The 18,834-nt window shown below is 36.1% G+C and carries 16 protein-coding genes and 1 other RNA gene; 7 read left to right on the forward strand and 10 right to left on the reverse strand.

Translation table 11 applies throughout. The features are described 5' to 3' along the window. Nucleotides 1-43 precede the first annotated feature (43 nt). Nucleotides 44-274 carry a hypothetical protein gene (locus tag LIV57_RS15710; protein ID WP_137905090.1) on the forward strand — a complete coding sequence of 77 codons (231 nt, stop codon included), beginning with the start codon at nt 44-46 and terminating at the stop codon, nt 272-274. A gap of 44 nt (nt 275-318) precedes the next feature. Here the strand turns inward: LIV57_RS15710 and LIV57_RS15715 are convergent, their stop codons facing one another. Then, nucleotides 319-912, reverse strand: a complete 594-nt coding sequence (locus LIV57_RS15715; protein WP_227943386.1) for a hypothetical protein — start codon at nt 910-912, stop codon at nt 319-321. 68 nt (nt 913-980) lie between these two features. Here LIV57_RS15715 and LIV57_RS15720 point away from each other — a divergent pair, with 68 nt between their 5' ends. After that, nucleotides 981-2,228 (forward strand): outer membrane beta-barrel protein, encoded by a 1,248-nt coding sequence (locus tag LIV57_RS15720; protein WP_227943387.1) that lies wholly within the window; start codon nt 981-983, stop codon nt 2,226-2,228. Here LIV57_RS15720 and LIV57_RS15725 read toward each other — a convergent pair. From LIV57_RS15725 to LIV57_RS15745, 5 genes are all read right to left on the reverse strand, one after another. Next, entirely contained in the window at nt 2,225-2,869 is a 645-nt protein-coding gene (locus LIV57_RS15725) for an HD domain-containing protein (protein WP_227943388.1), read from the reverse strand. The two genes, LIV57_RS15720 and LIV57_RS15725, sit on opposite strands and share 4 nt — an antisense overlap. Then, nucleotides 2,866-3,711, reverse strand: coding sequence for a serine aminopeptidase domain-containing protein (locus LIV57_RS15730; RefSeq protein WP_227943389.1), 846 nt, complete (start codon nt 3,709-3,711; stop codon nt 2,866-2,868). The genes LIV57_RS15725 and LIV57_RS15730 overlap by 4 nt, the downstream gene beginning before the upstream one ends. Before the next feature lie 90 nt (nt 3,712-3,801). Beyond that, nucleotides 3,802-4,692: a PfkB family carbohydrate kinase gene (locus tag LIV57_RS15735; protein WP_110010050.1), complete on the reverse strand. Its 891-nt coding sequence runs from the start codon at nt 4,690-4,692 to the stop codon at nt 3,802-3,804. 67 nt (nt 4,693-4,759) lie between these two features. Then, on the reverse strand, nt 4,760-5,395 hold the full coding sequence (locus LIV57_RS15740) for a DUF4241 domain-containing protein (RefSeq protein WP_202841056.1): 636 nt from the start codon (nt 5,393-5,395) through the stop codon (nt 4,760-4,762). An 86-nt stretch (nt 5,396-5,481) separates the two neighbouring features. Then, nucleotides 5,482-8,097: a valine--tRNA ligase gene (locus LIV57_RS15745; RefSeq protein ID WP_227943390.1), complete on the reverse strand. Its 2,616-nt coding sequence runs from the start codon at nt 8,095-8,097 to the stop codon at nt 5,482-5,484. A gap of 128 nt (nt 8,098-8,225) precedes the next feature. On the opposite strand from LIV57_RS15745, the gene LIV57_RS15750 reads away from it, so the two are divergent. Next, complete coding sequence (locus LIV57_RS15750) at nt 8,226-8,690, forward strand: DUF1573 domain-containing protein (protein WP_110010053.1); 465 nt, start codon at nt 8,226-8,228, stop codon at nt 8,688-8,690. Nucleotides 8,691-8,947: 257 nt separating this feature from the next. Further along, nucleotides 8,948-9,817 carry a polyphosphate kinase 2 family protein gene (locus tag LIV57_RS15755; protein ID WP_227943391.1) on the forward strand — a complete coding sequence of 290 codons (870 nt, stop codon included), beginning with the start codon at nt 8,948-8,950 and terminating at the stop codon, nt 9,815-9,817. A gap of 81 nt (nt 9,818-9,898) precedes the next feature. On the opposite strand, the gene rnpB is transcribed toward LIV57_RS15755, so the two are convergent. After that, nucleotides 9,899-10,222: RNase P RNA component class A (rnpB, locus tag LIV57_RS15760), an RNA gene on the reverse strand. A 188-nt stretch (nt 10,223-10,410) separates the two neighbouring features. Here rnpB and LIV57_RS15765 point away from each other — a divergent pair. Genes LIV57_RS15765 through LIV57_RS15775 form a run of 3 tightly spaced genes read left to right on the forward strand, consistent with a single transcriptional unit; the run spans nt 10,411 to nt 13,253 of the window. Continuing rightward, nucleotides 10,411-10,902 (forward strand): RNA polymerase sigma factor, encoded by a 492-nt coding sequence (locus LIV57_RS15765; RefSeq protein ID WP_002976998.1) that lies wholly within the window; start codon nt 10,411-10,413, stop codon nt 10,900-10,902. Then, the gene (locus LIV57_RS15770) at nt 10,895-11,569 is read left to right on the forward strand and encodes a beta-carotene 15,15'-monooxygenase (protein WP_202841062.1); all 675 of its coding nucleotides are present in this window, start codon (nt 10,895-10,897) and stop codon (nt 11,567-11,569) included. The genes LIV57_RS15765 and LIV57_RS15770 overlap by 8 nt, the downstream gene beginning before the upstream one ends. A 58-nt stretch (nt 11,570-11,627) precedes the next feature. Beyond that, nucleotides 11,628-13,253, forward strand: coding sequence for an AMP-binding protein (locus LIV57_RS15775; RefSeq protein ID WP_227943392.1), 1,626 nt, complete (start codon nt 11,628-11,630; stop codon nt 13,251-13,253). 46 nt (nt 13,254-13,299) lie between these two features. Here the strand turns inward: LIV57_RS15775 and rpoN are convergent, their stop codons facing one another. The 3 genes from rpoN to LIV57_RS15790 all read right to left on the reverse strand — a co-directional run bounded on the left by rpoN (nt 13,300) and on the right by LIV57_RS15790 (nt 18,817). After that, nucleotides 13,300-14,763 carry an RNA polymerase factor sigma-54 gene (gene rpoN, locus LIV57_RS15780; RefSeq protein WP_110010057.1) on the reverse strand — a complete coding sequence of 488 codons (1,464 nt, stop codon included), beginning with the start codon at nt 14,761-14,763 and terminating at the stop codon, nt 13,300-13,302. 160 nt (nt 14,764-14,923) lie between these two features. After that, nucleotides 14,924-16,372, reverse strand: coding sequence for an asparagine--tRNA ligase (asnS, locus tag LIV57_RS15785; RefSeq protein WP_047420790.1), 1,449 nt, complete (start codon nt 16,370-16,372; stop codon nt 14,924-14,926). Between the two features lie 741 nt (nt 16,373-17,113). Beyond that, nucleotides 17,114-18,817 carry a helix-turn-helix domain-containing protein gene (locus LIV57_RS15790; protein WP_227943393.1) on the reverse strand — a complete coding sequence of 568 codons (1,704 nt, stop codon included), beginning with the start codon at nt 18,815-18,817 and terminating at the stop codon, nt 17,114-17,116. Nucleotides 18,818-18,834: the final 17 nt, after the last annotated feature.

The following is an 18,834-nucleotide window of genomic DNA, read 5'->3' on the forward strand; positions in this document are numbered from 1 at the left end:
GTATAATGTATTTCACTCAACATTATACTTTAAAACATAAATCATGGAAAAGGAAATTTGTACAATCAGTATTGCTACCAACTGGCTTGGTGATGATTATATTTTTTATGAAAATCATACGATAAAAAGAGTATACGATAATCACAGTCTTAATTTCAACAAGATTGAATGGCTTGAACCCAAAGAAATCAGTAAACAAAATAAGGATAGATTAATTAAAGCCTGTCCTGAAGAGTTTAAAGAGCGGATTATGCAGATTCTGGATTATCCTTAATAAAAACAAAAAAGGTAATGAGTATTTGAAACTCATTACCTTTTTTATTTATTTTTTCTAAGAAGCAATACGAGATTGAGAAACAGGAGCAGGAAGTCTAATGTAATCCAGATACCAAGCTTTGTATTCTCATAATTATAAGCATCCACCTGTTTTTTGGCAGCATCAGAAAGCTTCATACTTTGATTGATGTAGTTCTGCACTTCTACAATCTGGTCGATATTTTTATTGGGTACAGAATGTTGAGAAAAGTACACAAGATTTTTCTTTCCAAGATAGCCCACAATCCAATATTCGTCAGACTTATCCATTTTGAGGTACTCTATTCTGTAGTACTCCGGGCGTATTTTTCCGATATGTTTAGGTTCAAGAGTAGTGTTCTGATCTGTTTTATTTACTTTGATTAAATAAAAGTCTAATGCCTGCGGAAGCTTATTAATCACCTGGAGCCCCACAGAATTATCCACAAATGCCACAGCACTTTTCTTGATAAACCAATACGTAAAAACAGAAATTGAAAAAACTACCGTTACAATACGAAACAGCTTTGCCCATCTGGCCACGCTCCCTGATTTAACCTTAAAGAGAACTAAGGAAAGAACAGAAGCTAAAAATATTATGAAAATAATGAGTGTCATATTTTACAAAGATACTTCTTCTCTCTATTTTATCTATATTTGCGCCCATATTTTAACTTTAGATAACCATGAAAAAAACACTTTCTGGCCTTATTTTCTTTAGCATAGCTTCATTTTATGCACAAGTGAAGTTTGAAAAAGGGTATATTATAGACCAAAATAATACAAAAAAAGAGGTTCTGATCAAAAATAAAGGGTGGGTAAGCAATCCCGACAGCTTTGTTTTTAAAACAGATGAAAACTCTGCTGAAGATAAAGGTACAACCACTACAATTAAGGAATTCGGGATATATAATGATGTTAAATATGTTACTTATAATGGTGACATTGACTACTCATCAGATGATATTTCCAGTTTTTCTCATACCAAAGAGCCAAAGCTTGTAAAGAGTTCAGTATTCCTGAAAGAACTCGTTACCGGAAATAAAAAACTATATATTTATAAAGGCCATATCACAAGATATTTCTATTCTGAATCAGATGCGATCATCCATCCATTAATTTATAAAAAATATTTTTTTAATGGAAATAGTTCTCAGGTTGCTACCAATGATCAATATCTTGATCAGTTAAAAACTATTTTTTCTGATAACAGTGATGTCCAGACATTAGCAAACAGAACACAATATACAGCGTCTAGTTTAACAAAAATATTTAAGGCTTATAATAGTAAAAATTCTGATAGTTCAACAACTAATCAAATCAATGATCAAAATTTTACAGAAAATAAAAAGCAGACAAAATTCAATCTTGCTATCAGACCGGGAATTAATTTTTATGCACCGTTAAAATTAGAAGATTCTTACAACAACCCTGGTTTTTCTTCAAAATCAAATTTCAGAGTAGGGCTAGAAGCTGAATTGGTTTTACCGTTCAACAAAAATAAGTGGTCTATCATTCTTGAGCCAACGTACTCACAATATACTAATAAAAAAACAACTATCCGAACAGAGGACAATCTCTATAATATTACCATGGATAGTTATTCTTCTATTAATATTCCGGTAGGGATAAGGTATTCTATGTTTTTGAATGATAAATCAAAAATATATGTTAATGCTGCCATCAACATATTCAACATAAAAACAAGTTCCCCATCTTCTATAGATGTAGATTATGATGGAAAAGTATTTGATAATATAGCCCTAGCTTCTAATCAAAGTTTCAGAGGTTCTTCACTTGGCGCTGGATTTACTTACAATAATAAATTCAGTATAGAAGTAAGATTTAATAACCGTACCAACATTCTGTATAAGGATCTTCCTCATGCAGATCTTAAATCTTTTTCCTTAATTCTGGGATATAACATTTTCTAATCTACATTCCATTCTTTATAAAACTGGTCGAGGAAATTCAGCATATAATTATGTCTTTCTTCGGCCATTTTTTTTCCTTTTTCAGTATTCATCATATCTTTCAGAAGCAGTAACTTTTCATAGAAATGATTAATAGTGGTCCCGTTAGATTTTTTATACTCTTCTTTTGACATTCCCAGTTTGGGTTTCATATCCGGATGATACATCAGATTATTTTTAAAACCTCCAAAATTGAACGTCCTGGCAATTCCAATAGCGCCTATGGCATCAATACGGTCTGCATCCTGCACAATCTGAAGTTCAATGGGCGGGTTTACCGGCGCCTGATCTCTGTTTTTGAACGAAATATTTTCGATCACAAATAAAACCTTCTGAATGGTTTCTTCAGGTACATTTTGCCCTTCGAGAAATGCTCTCGATATTTTCGGAGCAATAGTTTCATCTCCGTTATGAAATTTAGGATCAGCAATATCATGAAGAAGGGCAGACAACTCTACAACCTCTTTGTTACAATCTTCTGTTTCTGCTATCTGAGCAGCCAGTTTCCAGACCCTTTCAATATGGAACCAGTCGTGCCCGGCTTCTGCCCCTTCTAATTTTTCTTTTACAAATGCTACAGTGTTATCAATCGTACTTTTCATTTATCTGTCAGTTCATTTAAAATAATATCCCAGAGTTTGCTGTTGTAACTTCTAAAAAAATTAATATGTCCGATTTCTTTTTTATCAGATTCTGAAGCAGCCACCAGTCTGTACGTAGGTTTAAGATTTGAATAGGTATTATTTAATAAACTTAATACCCCTTTTTCCGTTAACCATACATCATCTTCAGCCCGGATTACAAATACTTTCTGGGTTAAATTTTTAGAAAAATCATCAATTTTTTCCAACAGCTTGTTGGTTGATTTCTTGTTTAAAATTAAGGTTCTCCAGTCATATGCACAATTTTTTGGAAGACTTTCTCCCAATCCAAACCAATGCGCCGGAAAATATCCTAACAGTGAAGTAGTTAAAGGCTGCGCAATTCCAAAGCCTAAATACGCTTCAACTTTTGTTCTCCCTTTAAGGTTTCCTACAAAGGCATTTTGAGTTCCTACAAAAACAAATTCTTCAAAGATGTTGGAATCCTCATTCATTCCCAGAATCAATGCACCTACGGAGTGCCCTAAACAGTACTTTTTATAGTCTTTAAATTCTGATTTGATATATTGAGTTACCGTTTTATAATCTTTTGACCCCCAAAGTCTCATTGAGCCATGGAATCCTCTCATATTTTTCGGTTTGGAAAGTCCAATTCCCCTATAGTCATAGGTAATGACTGTAAATCCCTGTTCACAAAAGTAGCTGGCAAAAGAAAAATAGACCTGCTGCTTTACTCCTGTCGCTGAATTGATCAGTAATAATTTTCCATGGTCTCTTTCCGGTTTAAACAAATGGGCAGTTAGTGTGACATGGTCTTCTGTGGTTAATATTAGTTTTTCCATAGTATAAAAAGAAAAAATCCACTATAAAAGTGGACATTTTACTTATATTTTTATGTTAAGTTTCAGACTTTTGATATGTCGTAAATAGCTTTAGGAAAAGAAATCTGAGATTCTTGGCAATCCTGTCTGAGAGCCTTTACCTCCGGAAACCCTTGATGAAACTTCATTCCCGAATTTCACACAATCTTCAATAGAATTCCCATGGCATAATGCAATGGCAAATCCTGATGTAAATGCATCCCCCATTCCCATTTTATATACTTTTTCGTCTTTATCGTTTCTGTAATATTTCATTTCTGTACCATCAAAGTAAATGGTTGAATTGGTGTCATCCCTTACAAATACCTTATTGAAATATTTTTTAAGAACTTCTTCTCTTTTTTCTTCCCCAAAAATAACGTACAACTCATTACTTTTAGCCACAATAAAGTCAACCATTTCTAAAATTTCTTCACTGACTCTCATGGCAGGTGAGGCATATAATCCTACCTTTTTCCCATATTTTTTAGCTTTTTTAACGGTATGCTCTACAACATCCATAGAGACTTCAAGCTGTACAAGCACAAGATCGGTGGTGTTGAAATATTTCTCTGCTTCGTCTATATGCGATTTGCTGAGATATTTATTGGCTGCAGGTACTACAACAATTGCCGCATTTCCGTGAGAAGTCGTCACATAGGCAGTTCCCGTAGCTTCTTTATCTGTTTCATGAACAAATCCTACATTTACATTTTCGCTTACCAGATTCCTCATGATCTGCTGTCCAAGAGGATCCATCCCAACGCATCCGATAAAGTATACACTTGCTCCCAACCTGGCTGTACCTACTGATTGATTAGCACCTTTACCTCCAAAATAACTATCTGATTTGACAGCTAAGACGGTTTCGTTAGGCAAAGGGAGTTTTTCGGTTTCAAGAACCAAATCTATCGATGAGCTGCCCACAACAATAATACGAGGTTGTTCTGATGAGAAATTCATTGTGTTTTGTATTAGCTTTAAAATTTATAACTGACAAAATTGTGTCTCAAAAATAACTAATTTAAAATTAACTTATCTCAATAAATTCAGTAATTATTTTTACGGGTTGTTGATCTTTATCATAAGCGATATAGCTGGCATAAAATCCTTCTCCATATCCGGTTTCAAAAGCAAATATAGTTCCGGGATGGTCCTTTGCCGGCTTGAGAAAGGCATATTGATCTATGGCACCGTTTTCATCAAAGAAATAATCATGGAAAAACTCTTCATAGATTCCCATAAAATCTCCTCCTTTATTCTGATACAATCTCTGTTCCAGTTCGTTAAGACTGTTTTGGGTATCAACATCCATCAGGCATCCCATCCCGCTTTCCACAGGATATCCAAACACTTCTCCTTCTTCAAGATCTTTTATTTTCTGTCCTGCTGTGGTTGCCAGTTTCCATTCTTTAATTTCAGAATCACTGAATATAATCTCGGCATAGGCCACACAGTTACTTTCTCTTTCTTTATGAAGCATTACCGAAAAATCTCCTTTTGGAAATTCTGTAGTGAAAGGAAGCATATCATTGGTGATCAAGGGATCACAGGCAACCAGTTTCCCGCTTGAAAGATAAATCTTTCCTACTTCAAAACTTTCAAGTAACGGACTTTCTACAAAGTCTTTCGAGAATAGTTTTTGTATGTTTTCTATATGTGTCATTGTATTTATTCTTTTAAACCATCAGGCTGGATACAATTTTCATCTGTACCCAGCCTGAGATTTTGACAAAATTTATTGTCTATACTTTATAAACTTTTCAGTTTTTCTTCAAGGATCGCAATCTTATCCTGAGCATCTTTTTGCTTTTGACGCTCTACTTCTACGATTTCCGGTTTTGCATTCGCAACAAATTTTTCATTGGAAAGCTTCTTCTCTACTGAAACCAGGAATCCCTTCAAATATTTCAGTTCTTCCTCAGTTTTAGCTTTTTCCTCTCCTAAATCTAAGTTTTCACTTAAAGGAATAGAAACTTCAGTTGCTCCTACCAGGAATGTAAAACTCGGCTTATCAGTTTTCTGTCCGAAATGGATATCAGAAACATTAGCCAGTTTTCTTACTACAGCTTCATTGGCAAATTCAGATGCATTGGTATAAATTTCAGCAGCTTCTCTTGGTGAAATTCCTTTGGTCTGACGGTAATTTCTAACCCCTGAAATCAGCTCTGCTGCCGTTTCAAAGTTTTTAATAATTGCCTCGTCAAACTCTCCTGCTTCTTTCTGCTGAGCGATTACTAAAGCCTCATCAATACTTCTTTCTGAGATCATCTGCCATAATTCTTCTGTCAGGAAAGGCATGAACGGATGAAGTAACTTCATCAGCTCTTCAAAGAAATAGATTGTTTTGTTATAAACTTCTTTTGAAATCCCTTCTCCGTAGTTAGGCTTAATCGCTTCAAGATACCAACCGCAAAAATCATCCCAAATTAATTTATAGATCAAATGCAATGCATCAGAAATTCTGAATTTCTCGAATTGATCATTAATTTCAGCAATTGTTTTATTAAGCTTGTTTTCAAACCACTCAATAGCCTGATTATCGGTTTCAATAGCTGGCTTATCTTCATGATTCCACATATTGATCAGACGGAATGCATTCCAGATCTTCGTCATGAAATTTCTTCCCTGAAGCATTAAATCTTCATCAAAAAGAAGGTCATTACCCGCGGCAGAACTCAATAGAATTCCTACACGTACTCCATCTGCTCCATATTTATCCATTAATTCAAGAGGGTCCGGAGAGTTTCCTAAAGATTTTGACATCTTTCTTCTCTGCTTATCCCTTACAATTCCTGTAAAATAAACATTTTTGAACGGAACTTCTTTTCTGTATTCCAATCCGGCCATAATCATTCTGGCAACCCAGAAGAAAATAATATCCGGGCCTGTTACCAGATCGGAAGTAGGATAATAATAGTTGATATCTTTATTTTCACGATCAAGTAATCCGTCAAAGACAGACATTGGCCACAGCCATGATGAGAACCATGTGTCTAATGCATCGTCGTCTTGTCTAAGGTTTTCTGCAGTCAGATCCGAATTTCCTGTTTTTTGTTTGGCCAGTTCTAAAGCTTCATCTTTAGTTTCTGCCACTACGAAATCATTTTCTCCTTCTCCATAGTAATAGGCAGGAATCTGCTGTCCCCACCACAACTGACGGGAAATATTCCAGTCACGGATGTTTTCCATCCAGTGCTTGTATGTGTTTTTGAATTTTTCAGGATAGAACTTAACCTCATCATCCATTACTACATCCAAAGCGGGCTTGGCAATTTCTGACATTTTAAGGAACCACTGTACAGAAACTTTAGGCTCAATAACGGCTCCAGTTCTCTCGGAAGTTCCTACTTTATTTACGTAGTCTTCAGCTTTCAGCAAAAGATTTTTTTCTTCAAGTTCTTTTGCAATCTGCTTTCTTACATCAAATCTGTTTTTCCCTGCGTAATGTAAACCATGCTCATTAAGATTTCCGTCATCATCCAGCGCATCAATCATTTTTAATTGATGTTTCTGCCCTATCTCATAGTCATTGATATCATGTGCAGGAGTAATTTTCAAAGCTCCTGTTCCGAACTCAATATCAACATATTCATCCTCAATAATCGGGATTACTCTGTCAACGATAGGTACGATTACATTTTTACCTTTCAGGTGTGCATATCTTTCATCATTCGGATTGATACATACTGCTGTATCCCCAAAAATAGTTTCAGGACGTGTAGTCGCTACTGAAAGGAACTCTTCTGAACCTTCAATCTTATATTTAAGGAAATATAATTTCCCGTTTTGCTCTTTAAAGATTACTTCTTCGTCAGAGATATTCGTTTTCGCTTCCGGATCCCAGTTCACCATTCTATAGCCTCTGTAGATGAGTCCTTTATTATATAGGTCTACGAAACTTTTGATAACCTGCTGCGAAAGTTTATCTTCCATAGTGAACCGGGTTCTGTCCCAGTCACATGAACATCCCAGCTTTTTCAGCTGTTCAAGAATAGTTCCACCATATTTATTGGTCCAGTCCCATGCATGGGTCAAAAATTCTTCACGGGTAATATCTGACTTATTGATTCCTTCAGACTTCAATTTAGCAACAACTTTAGCTTCAGTAGCAATTGAAGCATGGTCTGTTCCCGGAATCCAACAAGCATTGAACCCGCGCATTCTTGCACGGCGGACCAGAACATCTTGAAGGGTATTGTTCAACATATGCCCCATGTGTAGTATCCCCGTCACGTTTGGCGGAGGAATGACCACGGTATAGGGTGGTTTGTCGTTAGGTTCTGAGTGGAAATATTTGTTTTCCAGCCAGTAATTGTACCATTTCTGTTCTGTTTCCTGTGGATTGTACTTTTCTGAAATCTGCATAAATTCTATTTCTTTGGCTTGCAATTTGCAAAAATAGTCTAAAGAAAAAAATTTTTAAGCATGAATTAAAATAATTTTTAACTTTGTTTCACAAAATTTATCTAACAAACGTATTAACATTCAAGAATATGAAAAAATTAATTGCAGGAATTGCACTATTCGGGACATTTGCTCTGGCATCTGCACAAACCATTACATTTGATAAAACGACTTTCGATTATGGTACTATCAAGCCTAATGCTGATGGTACAAGATTCTTTACAGTAACGAATTCAGGGGATAAGCCTTTGATTCTTTCAAATGTAAAACCTTCTTGTGGATGTACAACTCCTGAATTCAGCCAGGATCCTATCATGCCTGGAAAGTCTGCGAAGATCAAGGTTGGATACAATACAGCGATCCCCGGCCCTTTCAACAAAATGATTGAGGTTTTCTCTAATGACCCTGCAAACAACAGAAGTGTAATCTACATCAAAGGTAACGTAGACGCAAACGCTCCTGAACCAAAAGTACTGACTCCTGCTGAGCAGAAAGAGGCTGCCAAAGCTGAGAAAAAAGCTGCAAAACTTGCAAAAAAGACTGCTGCAAAGTAAGCTCTACTCAAAAAAAATAAAAGAACCGTCTCTATTGAGGCGGTTTTTTTATTACATTTATGTTTGATTAGGTGGAAGATGATAGGTAATAGGTGGCAGTAAATGTATGGACGCTGATCATATATATGATTTAGGTTTTAGCTCCTTGGTTTTTTTTAAAATGGCTGGGCTAAAGCCCACCCCAATTGAATTTTAATAACATCTTTACTTTTATCTTTTTACTTTATCTTTTTACTTTTATCTTTAAATAAAAAAATATGGACACCGACTTCTCAGATAACTTTAAGGTAAGTGGAAAATTTTCTATAAAAAAAGCATCAACATCTTATAATGGAAAGCTCACTAAAGAAGAAGGAGAGCAAATGCTGATTCAGGAGAAGGAAAAACTTCGTGAGCTGCAGGAAAAATTATATGCTGACGGAAGCCAGTCTTTGCTGGTGGTATTACAGGCAATGGATGCAGCAGGGAAAGACAGTATGATTGAGCATGTTTTCGGCGGAGTGAATCCTCAGGGATGTAATGTAACCAGTTTTAAAACACCAAGCTCCAAAGAATATTCTCACGATTTTTTATGGAGGCATTATCTGGCACTGCCACAGAAAGGAATGATCGGGATTTTCAACCGTTCTCATTATGAAAGTGTTCTGGTTTGTAAAGTACATCCTGAATATAATCTGAGTGAAAAGACATGGTCTTCCGTAAAAGATTTTGACAGCAAATTCTGGGAAAACAGGTATGAGAGCATCCGCAATTTTGAAAAGCACCTTTCACAGAATGGAACAACCGTTGTCAAGATTTTTTTACATGTTTCTAAGGATGAACAGAAACAAAGACTTTTAGACCGAATTGATGAACAGGAAAAAAACTGGAAATTCTCAGCCGGAGATCTTCCTGAAAGAGCGTTGTTTGATCAGTATATGGAAGCTTATGAAACCGCTATCAATGAAACCTCAAAAGATCATGCACCTTGGTATGTACTTCCTGCGGATAGTAAGTGGTTTGCAAGAGTAGCAGCTATTCAGATTATTATTGATACTTTGGAGAAAATGAATCTCAAATATCCTACTCTTTCCGATAAGGACAGACAGGAATTACAGGAATCCAAAAGACAACTGGAAAGTGAATAAATAAAGTTGGAATGTGGAGGTTTGAAGATGGAGATGTAAAAACTTCCCTCTTCCAGCCTCTGACTTCCAGCTTAAAAAAAAACCACGAGAAAATCTATAAGCCGGATTCTGTACTTCCGAAGAAGTGCCTGTTATTTATCTACGTATTACATTGCTGCAATACTTGAGCTGATTACCCCTCGGCTTTCAGGACGAGCCGCCCCTATTTTCATTGCTGAAAAGAACCGATATACTTATCATTGCACCGCAAAGAGTTTACCTGGTTTCACTACAGCCGAACTGTACCTGCTTTCTGTTGCACTTGTCCTACCCTCACGGGTGACGGATGTTATCCGCTTTGCTGCTCTATGGTGTCCGGACTTTCCTACCTCCTGTAAACAGGAAATCAACAAGCCGATTTTCTCGCGGAGACAAAGGTACACAAATTTTGTGGTAAAAAGGCAAAACTGTAAAATGGCTAAATGGTCTTAGTGCTGAGTAAACGATATGGATGTATCAATATTATTCTTGCATTTTTTTACCTTTTTACTATTTTACATGATAATTTTCCCCTAATTACCAGTTTATTATTATCTTCGTGCCATTATATATCTATGGATTCCAGAGAAAAAGAATTTGCGCAGCTTATCAAAGATAATCAGGGACTGATTATTAAAGTATCGCGTTTGTATACCAATTCTCTGGAAGATGAAGAGGATCTTTTTCAGGAAATCGTGTTACAGCTCTGGAGAAGTTATGATTCTTTCAAAGGAAACTCCAAAATTTCCACATGGATGTACCGTGTAGCGCTCAATACAGCCATTACCCTCTTTAGAAAAAAAAGCAAAAGCCTTCCTACCAATGAGCTTGATATCAACCACAGAGATTTTGTGGAAGATGATGACGAAAAACAACAGCAGGTATCACTTTTGTATACGGTAATCAAGACTCTTCCTAATGTAGAAAGAGCCATTGTCATGATGTATCTTGACGATCTGCCTTACAAGGACATTGCAGAAAACCTCGGAATTACTGAAGTTAATGCACGTGTAAAAATGAACAGATTAAAGAAAACCCTTAAAGAACAGATGGAAAAATATGCCTGAATTTGATTTAGATAGCTTTAAGAAAACATGGCAGGAACAACCTGTCCAGCCTAAATATGACAACAAGGAGATTCTTCAGATGTTGAATAGAAAATCACGCAATTATGTGAAGTATATTTTCTGGATCAGCGTTATTGAATTCCTGTTCTTTTCTGTATTTGGGTTGTTCTACTTTTTTCAGGAAGAAGAGTCGGAAAGTTTTCGTAAAATGCTGACAAGATTGGGTGCGCAGGAAGCTCCTGAAGTAGAAAGCAACTTCGGCCATGCCTATCTGGCTATAAAAATCTTAAGCTTGCTGATTACAGCTTATTTCGTCTTGAAATTCTATCAGAATTACCGGAAAATAAAGATCGAGGAAAATCTGAAAGGTCTTATCACACGAATCATCAAGTTCAAGAGAACGGTGAATGCCTTTATTCTGATCAGCATTGTACTGCTGCTGCTATTCACTTTTGTGCTGATCGCTTTTATATTATATATATTAGATTCCCAGAATATACAGCCTACCAGCTCCAGTCTCACCATCATTATTGTTGGAATTACCGTCAGCACATTACTGGCGATCTCTATGATCTGGGTTTATTACAGACTGGTATATGGCACTATTATTAAAAAGCTTGATAAAAATCTGAAGCAGCTTAAAGAGATAGATTCTCAGGAAAATTAATATACATAGGCATAGTTCGGGATATAATCATTAATTTTATTCCACCAAATCTTAAACTATGCCCTTATCTTATGTGTATGGAACTTCTGACGTTTCATTATTAGGACAGACCATCGGAGCCAATCTTAAAAGTACTGTCGAAAAATACCCTCACCAGGAAGCACTTGTCTGCGTTCATCAGAATTACAGAGCGACTTATCAGGAATTTTACAATCAGACCACAGCTGTTGCAAAAGCCTTATTGTTTTTAGGAGCAAAAGCAGGTGACAGAATTGGGATCTGGTCTTCCAACCGTTATGAGTGGGTACTTTTACAGTATGCCACTGCCAGGATAGGCACTATTTTAGTGAATATCAATCCGGCTTACAGGACTCATGAACTGACCTATGTACTCAATCAGTCCGAAGTTCGTTTTATTTTTTCTTCTTTAAGCTTTAAAACCAGCAATTATAAAGAAATGGTTGAATATGCAAAAGAAGTTTGTCCAACCCTGGAGCACGAAATATTCTTTGATGAAAACTGGGAATATTTTGTGAATAACGGCCAGGAGATTTCAGACGAAGTACTTCACAGTTTTGAAGAACATGTACAGTTTGACGATCCTGTTAATATCCAATATACTTCCGGAACAACCGGTTTCCCGAAAGGGGTTACACTTTCTCATCATAATATTCTCAATAACGGTTATTTTATTGGGATCAGATTAAAATATACTGAGAAAGACCGCGTCTGCATTCCAGTGCCCTTCTACCACTGTTTTGGGATGGTTATCGGAAATATGTGCTGCACAGCTCACGGGGCCTGTATGGTAATTCCGAATGACAGCTTTGATCCGGAGATTACTTTAAAAGCTGTTTCAGACGAAAAATGCACTTCTTTGTATGGCGTGCCCACCATGTTTATTGCGGAACTGGCAGTAAAAGATTTTGACAGCTATGATTTTTCAAGTTTAAGGACAGGTGTTATGGCTGGTTCCGTATGCCCTCCGGAGATTATGAAAAAAGTGGAAAGCCTTATGAATATTAAAGAAATGAGCATCTGCTATGGGATGACGGAAACTTCACCAGTATCTACTCAGACTTTAATAGGAACACCGCTGGAAAAACAGGTCAGCACTGTAGGAACTGTTCAGGATCACCTTGAGATCAAAATCATTGATGAAAACGGAAGGACCTTAAAACGTGGAGAGCATGGTGAACTTTGCACCAGAGGATATTCTGTCATGCTGAAATACTGGAATGATCCTGAAAATACAAAGAAAGTACTGGATGATGCCCGCTGGATGCATACCGGAGATATGGCCGTAATGGACAAAGACGGTTACATTACTATTTCAGGAAGGATAAAAGATCTCATCATCCGTGGCGGAGAAAATATTTCGCCTAAAGAAATTGAAGACTTTTTATATACGTATACCAACATCCTGGATGTTCAGATCATTGGTGTTCCGAGTGAGAAATTCGGGGAAGAAGTAATGGCCTGGATAAAGGTGAGAAAAGGATTTACCATCACGGCAGAAGAACTTCAGGAATACTGCAAAGGAAGGATAGCCCACTATAAAGTTCCGAAATACTGGAAATTTGTAGATGAATTCCCAATGACCATTTCCGGAAAAATAAGAAAGGTGGAAATGAGGGAAATTTCAATGAGGGAGCTTGGGCTGGAACATGTAAAACAGGGCTAAAATTAAAAAACAAAAAGCATTTCAGACTGAAATGCTTTTTTATATTTTAAAGTTCTTTTCTTAATCTTGCGACAGGAATATTGAGCTGTTCACGATATTTTGCAATCGTTCTTCTGGCAATATTATAGCCCTGCTCTTTCAGGATCACCACCAACGCATCATCTGTAAGCGGCTTTCTTTTATTTTCTTTACTGATCACTTCCTGAAGATGGGTTTTGATCTCTTTGGTAGAAACTTCTTCTCCATCGTCATTGGTTAAACTGTCTGAGAACAGATCTTTAAGGTATACAATCCCATTAGGCGTATCTGCATATTTGCTTTTTACCACCCTTGAAATCGTAGAGATATCAAAACCTGTAATATCAGCAACATCTTTTAAGATCATTGGTTTCAGGGACTTTTCGTCACCTGTAATAAAATAATCCTTCTGGAACTTTACAATCGCTGTAATCGTTTGTAATAAGGTATTCTGACGTTGATTAATTGCATCAATATACCATTTTGCAGCATCCAGTTTTTGCTTGATAAATAAAGCAGCCTGCTTGTGTTCCGACGAGTTTTTATCATGGGAATAGGTTGTCAGGATATCTTTATATTCTTCAGACACTCTTAAAGTAGGCGCATTTTTGCTGTTCAGCATAGGAATTACCTGTCCGTCTTTCACCTGAATTACAAAATCCGGAATAATTTCCTGATTGATCGTAATCGTCTGGGTATCAAAGTTTCCTCCAACCTTCGGAGATAATTTTGAGATTTCATCCAGCGCATCTTTCAGATCATCTTCTTCAATATCATATTTCTGAATGATCTTGTTATAGTGCTTATTGGTTAAGGCATCAAACTGATGTCTTAAGATATTGGCAGCCAAAGAAACAGCTTTATCAGAGCTTACTTTCTTTTCGATCTGCAGTAAAAGACACTCCTGAAGGCCTCTTGCTCCCACTCCCGGCGGATCCAGCTTCTGCACATAGTTTTCAAGGATATCCTCCACTCTTTCTTTAGTGGTATAGATTCCCTGTGAGAAGGCAAGATCATCAACAATTGATTTGATCTCTCTTCTCAGATATCCGTCTGTATCTAAATTTCCGATAAGGTATTCTGCAATCTTAAGATCTTCCTCACCGATATTCACCAGGTGAATCTGTTCTGTAAGATAGTCATATAAGGACTGTCCTTCCGTTAAAAGACTCTCGTTATCAAATTCTTCATCATCCGGAGAATAGTTGCTGGATGCGGTTTTATAGCTGGGTTCATCGTCATAGATATATTCGTTGACGTCGAAATCTGTTTCAATGCTGTCTGTACCCTCATCCTGATAAGCGTCTTCAAGGGAAGAATAGTCATCTTCCTTAGAATCTTCTTTTGCAATTTCCAAAGCTGGGTTTTCTTCCAACTCTCTCTCCAACTCCTCTTCAAATTCAAGAGTATGAAGCTGAATAAGCTTCATCAACTGAATCTGCTGAGGGGCCAGCTTCTGTCCTAATTTGAGTTGTAAGTGTTGTTTAAGCATATTCTTATTTGGCGTTTTAACATAACATATTCTACGAATTTAATAAATTTATTTGATAAAAAACATATTTAGCATGATTTTTGCATTACTTGTCCTAATATAATAAACTATTAAAGAATAAAAAAAGCCTTAACTTGTGATTAAGGCTTTTTTTATTGTTCTAGAATTCAGCACTTTTCGGTGTTCTAGGGAAAGGAATTACGTCTCTGATATTCGTCATTCCTGTTACGAAAAGAACCAATCTTTCCAATCCTAAACCGAAGCCTGCATGCGGCACAGAACCGAATTTTCTGGTATCAAGATACCACCAAAGTTCATGCTCATCTACGTGCATATCTGCCATTTTCTGTTTTAAGACATCTAATCTTGCCTCTCTCTCTGATCCTCCGATGATTTCACCGATACCAGGGAAAAGAACATCCATAGCAGCAACGGTTTTGTTGTCATCGTTCAGTTTCATATAGAAAGCTTTGATTTCTTTCGGATAGTCAAATAATACTACCGGGCTTTCAAAGTGTTTTTCAACAAGGTATCTTTCATGCTCAGATTGAAGGTCTGTTCCCCATTTTTCAACAGGGTAAGCAAATTTTCCTTTTTTATTTTCTTTAGAGTTCAATAAAATTTCGATCGCTTCTGTATAGCTTACACGCTTGAAACGCTTCGCTACCACATTCTGAAGTTTTTCGATAAGACCTTCTTTTGCTCTTTCTTTTTCCGGTTTTGTCTTTTGTTCTTCCGCAAAACGGTTATCCAGGAACTCAAGATCATCTTTGCAGTTATCCAATACATACTGGATCACATATTTTAAGAAATCTTCCGCAAGGTCAATGTTATCTTCAAGGTTGTTGAATGCCACTTCCGGCTCAATCATCCAGAACTCGGCAAGGTGTCTTGTCGTGTTGGAATTTTCAGCACGGAAAGTAGGTCCGAATGTATAAATTCTTCCCAATCCCATAGCTGCAGTTTCTCCTTCCAACTGTCCTGAAACGGTAAGGTTTGTTTTTTTACCGAAGAAATCCTGTGCAAAATCAATTTCACCTTCTTCAGTTTTCGGCATATTGTTCAGATCAAAGTTGGTTACCCCAAACATTTCACCTGCTCCTTCTGCATCTGCACCTGTAATTACCGGTGTGTTGATATAGAAAAACTGGTTCTGGTTGAAGAATGAGTGAACAGCAAAACTTACTGCGTGACGCACTCTGAACACCGCTCCGAAAAGGTTTGTTCTGAATCTTAAGTGAGCCTGCTCACGAAGTTTCTCAAGACTGTGTTTCTTCGGCTGAAGAATTGTACTCTGAAGTTCTTCTGTAAAGTTATCTCCTAAAATAATGATCTTTTTAGCAATAATTTCCACAGATTGTCCTGCTCCCTGGCTTTCCACCACTTCTCCTACCACTTTCAGGGAAGAAGCCGTACTGATATTCTTGATGATTGCTTCATCAAAATTTTCGAAATCAACAACTATCTGCAAATTATTAATCGTAGAACCATCATTAAGCGCAATAAAGCGATTAGCACGGAAGGATCTTACCCATCCGTAAACAGTAATGTCATGATGTAATACTTTCTTGTAATCCTTTAGGATTTCTTTGATCGTTTGCTTTTTCATTTGTTGATGATAAATTTTTTATATAAAAATTAATGTCTGCAAAGTTACAAAAAAACAGCGCAACTTGATGATTGCGCTGTCTTTAAAAATCATTTAACTGGTATTTAAACTCTCAGTTCAGGAAATTTACCTTTTCTTCTTCGGACTCTTCTGCATTTTCAGGTACATTTCCACTCAATATTATCCTGAACTTCAATAAAATCCGGAATACCCGGAATGAACACACTTACACGATCACTTTTAAAAAAGAATAAAATATGATTTTATTCTGAGTTTTCATGGAATTAGTTATTGAAATGGTTATTAGTTTTTAGGTGATGCGTTAGTGGTCATTACCGGGGCTTACATCCATTTTTAGACTATACTATACTTTTAAACTGTGGCGGATTCACCGGATTTATACTGTTTAATGATTTTTAAATAATCACTACACTTTATATTCTAAATTTCTAAACAAGTACTTCATTATTTACATTTAATTTTCTGGTTATTATTTCTGTTTTTACCCTCATTTGTTATTCTTTTTCTGATACAATTCCAGACCTGGAGTTTAAATAATCAGGAGTTTGGAACTGATATCTTGTATTGTGCACATACAAAATAAATGGTTGTGTTTTTACCTGAAGCAAAGATGCAGGAAGTGAAATAATGATACAAGGGAATGGTTTATAGATTCATAAATTTATATACCTAAAATCATGAATCTATAAACAATATTAAATTGAAAATCAGTCGATTAAATTAATCTACAGACATATTTTCAATTTCTTTCAGGTAGATAGAAAGTGGTGTTCCGGTTCTTTTTTTGAAGGCTAAAGTGAAAGCCTGTTCATTATTATATCCTAATTCTTCGGCGATAAAAGGAATTTTATAAGACCTGAATTTTTTGTCATTGGCCAGTCTGCTGATGGCATAATCAATACGGAGATCATTGAGATAGGTTGCAAAGTTTTTCCCTTTGTAAGTATTGATAATTTCTGACAGATATTTTGAGTTTGTTTTTATTTTTTTTGCCAGACTTCCCAACGTGATTCCTTTATTCAAAAACTGATCTTTGCTTTCAAATATCTCAAGTTCATGTAAAATATTCCTGGCAATATCTTCAGAAATAGTTCTTGATGTTTTATCTTCTGTATTTTCTGTGAGAAGAGGTTCTGATGAAATTTCCTTTTTAATTTCCCCGTCACTTTTTTTCCCTACCCTGTTTTCATTAACGGATTGAATAAGATCCTGAGCGATCTTTTTATAGTTCTTTTCAGATTTTTTATATTTAAAATAAACGTTGATAAACAGCAAATGCGAAATCAACAAAAGGCTCAGCACAATATAAAAGAGGCTTTTTCTTTTTGTAAGTTCATTGGTAATATCTTCTTTCTCCTGCTGCAGTTCCGGAGTATCATATCTTCTGGGAAGCTCTCTGGAAATATACCTGAACTGTGTATACAGTACCTGATCCACCTTTAAAAACCGGTCCACATAATACAGCTGCTTTTCTATATCATTATTTTCTTTATAATGATCAATGAGATAAGTATATACATCTCTCAGCTCGGGATAAATATAATTCGTTTTAAGAACCAAAGAATCGATCCTGTGGAAAAAGCCTGCTGCTTTTTCTTTTTCCTGAAGTCCGGCATAGGATTTTCCCAGGTATAAAAGAGTGTAATTCTGGTCTCTTTTATCATTAGTATTTGTAAAGAAATATTTTTCGCACTCCAATAAGGCGTTAATTGCTTTCTGATAATTTTTCAAATGCAGATGATAAGATCCCAGCAGCCCAAGATTCTGGTAATATCGGTAAAGATTTTTATTTTTTCTGGAATCCAGTAAGCCTTCCTGTATCAATGTATAAGCAGAATCCATTTTATTGATCTCTATATAGGCGTCTGCCAGATTCAACTTAAGAGATTTCTGTTCATCTTCATTCATATAATCGGTATCATACGCATAATGTCTTAAAACTTTAGCTGTCTCAGCGTGTTTACCAATATAATTATTAAGGGAGGCAATACTGATATGCGCCATGGCAATCTGCCTTTTATTTCCTTTTTCTTTTGCATATTTCAGACCTAAAATATAATTATTCAATGCAGCCTGAAGATTATCATTTCTGAAATACAGATTCCCTTTTAAAAGATAAATTCTGGCCGGATATATATTTTCTTTGGAATTCCTGGTGATCTGTTGTAAGCTGTCAAGATATTTTAATGCAATGGGCAGAGTCTCACCAAAATGGAGCATAACATATCCTTCAGCAATCTGAATTGTATTTTTTTCAGATTTTGCTTTTTTAAGATAGCTTTCTGCAATGCTTTTACTGTTCACATCCCCGACATGGCTGTAGAATTCTTTTTCCAATTTGTCATAAGACCGTTTTTCGGGAATATTTTTTTCAACATTATTGGTTTGTGCATGAAAAAACACATTCCCAATAACCAATAACATTAGTAAATATTTTAATT

Source organism: Chryseobacterium sp. X308 (assembly GCF_020733145.1).
In the GTDB taxonomy this organism is placed as follows: Bacteria; Bacteroidota; Bacteroidia; order Flavobacteriales; family Weeksellaceae; genus Chryseobacterium; species Chryseobacterium cupriresistens.

What these genes read in the sequence shown, in the direction of transcription:
- LIV57_RS15715 (WP_227943386.1), bottom strand. Translation starts at nt 912, where the DNA reads ATGACACTCATTATTTTCATAATATTTTTAGCTTCTGTTCTTTCCTTA.
- rpoN (WP_110010057.1), bottom strand. Translation starts at nt 14,763, where the DNA reads ATGCTTAAACAACACTTACAACTCAAATTAGGACAGAAGCTGGCCCCT.
- LIV57_RS15775 (WP_227943392.1), top strand. Translation starts at nt 11,628, where the DNA reads ATGCCCTTATCTTATGTGTATGGAACTTCTGACGTTTCATTATTAGGA.
- LIV57_RS15770 (WP_202841062.1), top strand. Translation starts at nt 10,895, where the DNA reads ATGCCTGAATTTGATTTAGATAGCTTTAAGAAAACATGGCAGGAACAA.
- LIV57_RS15765 (WP_002976998.1), top strand. Translation starts at nt 10,411, where the DNA reads ATGGATTCCAGAGAAAAAGAATTTGCGCAGCTTATCAAAGATAATCAG.
- LIV57_RS15750 (WP_110010053.1), top strand. Translation starts at nt 8,226, where the DNA reads ATGAAAAAATTAATTGCAGGAATTGCACTATTCGGGACATTTGCTCTG.
- LIV57_RS15745 (WP_227943390.1), bottom strand. Translation starts at nt 8,097, where the DNA reads ATGCAGATTTCAGAAAAGTACAATCCACAGGAAACAGAACAGAAATGG.
- LIV57_RS15730 (WP_227943389.1), bottom strand. Translation starts at nt 3,711, where the DNA reads ATGGAAAAACTAATATTAACCACAGAAGACCATGTCACACTAACTGCC.
- LIV57_RS15740 (WP_202841056.1), bottom strand. Translation starts at nt 5,395, where the DNA reads ATGACACATATAGAAAACATACAAAAACTATTCTCGAAAGACTTTGTA.
- asnS (WP_047420790.1), bottom strand. Translation starts at nt 16,372, where the DNA reads ATGAAAAAGCAAACGATCAAAGAAATCCTAAAGGATTACAAGAAAGTA.
- LIV57_RS15720 (WP_227943387.1), top strand. Translation starts at nt 981, where the DNA reads ATGAAAAAAACACTTTCTGGCCTTATTTTCTTTAGCATAGCTTCATTT.
- LIV57_RS15725 (WP_227943388.1), bottom strand. Translation starts at nt 2,869, where the DNA reads ATGAAAAGTACGATTGATAACACTGTAGCATTTGTAAAAGAAAAATTA.
- LIV57_RS15790 (WP_227943393.1), bottom strand. Translation starts at nt 18,817, where the DNA reads ATGTTATTGGTTATTGGGAATGTGTTTTTTCATGCACAAACCAATAAT.
- LIV57_RS15755 (WP_227943391.1), top strand. Translation starts at nt 8,948, where the DNA reads ATGGACACCGACTTCTCAGATAACTTTAAGGTAAGTGGAAAATTTTCT.
- LIV57_RS15735 (WP_110010050.1), bottom strand. Translation starts at nt 4,692, where the DNA reads ATGAATTTCTCATCAGAACAACCTCGTATTATTGTTGTGGGCAGCTCA.
- LIV57_RS15710 (WP_137905090.1), top strand. Translation starts at nt 44, where the DNA reads ATGGAAAAGGAAATTTGTACAATCAGTATTGCTACCAACTGGCTTGGT.